Source organism: Parabacteroides sp. Marseille-P3160, assembly GCF_900162725.1.
Taxonomy (GTDB): Bacteria; Bacteroidota; Bacteroidia; order Bacteroidales; family Tannerellaceae; genus Marseille-P3160.
On sequence record NZ_LT799418.1, the window covers coordinates 2469175 to 2470425 of the forward strand.

The window sequence follows — 1251 nt, forward strand, 5'->3', positions numbered from 1 at the left end:
AGTTTGGCGAAGCATGTTGGGGATGGCAGCTATACCTTCGATCTTGTTTCTAATCGTACTGTTTTTTATTCCTGAAAGTCCCAGATGGCTCATTCTGAAAGCGAATGAAGGAAAAGCATTGCCTATTTTGAATCATATCTACGGGTCGAATGAAAAAGGTGCATTGGAAATGAATGAAACCAAAAGTGCTATAGGAAACCAACCAAGGGTACATTGGCGGGAGCTTTTTAAACCCGGTATCCGAAAGGCTGTACTTATCGGGGCGGCAATAGCTATATTAGGACAGTTTATGGGTGTCAATGCCGTTCTTTACTATGGCCCGTCCATTTTCGAGAGCAGTGGGCTTTCAGGCAGCGATTCCTTATTTTATCAGGTTATTGTCGGTTTGGTAAATGTACTGACCACGATTCTCGCCATGTTCTTTATCGATAAGATCGGACGCAAAAAGTTAGTCTATTTTGGCGTGTCCGGGATGATCCTCTCGCTGCTGTTGATCGCCTTTTACTTCATTTTGGGCACCGGATTAGGGATTTCGAATATTTTCCTGTTAATATTCTTCCTCTTATATATCTTCTTCTGTGCGGGTTCTATCTCCGCCGTTATTTTCGTCTTGTTATCGGAAATGTATCCGATTAGGGTTCGTGGACTGGCGATGTCTATCGCAGGACTTTCACTTTGGATTGGTACCTATTTGATAGGGCAATTAACTCCCTGGCTATTGGAAAATCTCCATCCGCAGGGGACGTTTATTCTCTTTGCCCTTATGTGCATTCCATATATGCTGATTGTATGGAAACTGATGCCCGAAACGACAGGAAAAACGTTGGAGGAGATAGAGAAGTATTGGGAGAAATAAATTTCATAAAACACGAAACACTATATAATCATAAAAGACATGGATTTCAAAAAATTAGAAGAGCAATATAAATCAGAATTGCTGGAGAATGTACTTCCCTTTTGGCTTCAAAATTCCCAGGATAAAGAAGAGGGAGGGTATTTTACCTGCCTTGAAAGAGACGGATCGGTTTATGATACGGATAAATTCATCTGGCTTCAGGGTCGTGAGGTTTGGATGTTTGCCATGCTTTATAACAAGGTGGAGAAAAGGCAGGAATGGTTGGACTGTGCGATACAAGGAGCGGAATTCCTAAAAAAGCACGGTCATGACGGCTGCCTTAATTGGTATTTTTCATTGGACCGGAAGGGGGATCCACTGATTGAGCCCTATAATATCTTCTCCTACACTTTTGC

Annotated in this window: 2 protein-coding genes; both read left to right on the forward strand. The window is 42.1% G+C overall.

What is annotated here, in order from left to right; translation table 11 throughout:
* The coding region (locus BQ8014_RS20035) for an MFS transporter (RefSeq protein ID WP_139785163.1) at positions 1-856 on the forward strand (856 nt) is incomplete at its 5' end.
* A 39-nt stretch (positions 857-895) separates the two neighbouring features.
* Positions 896-1251: AGE family epimerase/isomerase (locus BQ8014_RS20040; RefSeq protein WP_200814459.1), on the forward strand; the 356-nt coding region annotated here is incomplete at its 3' end.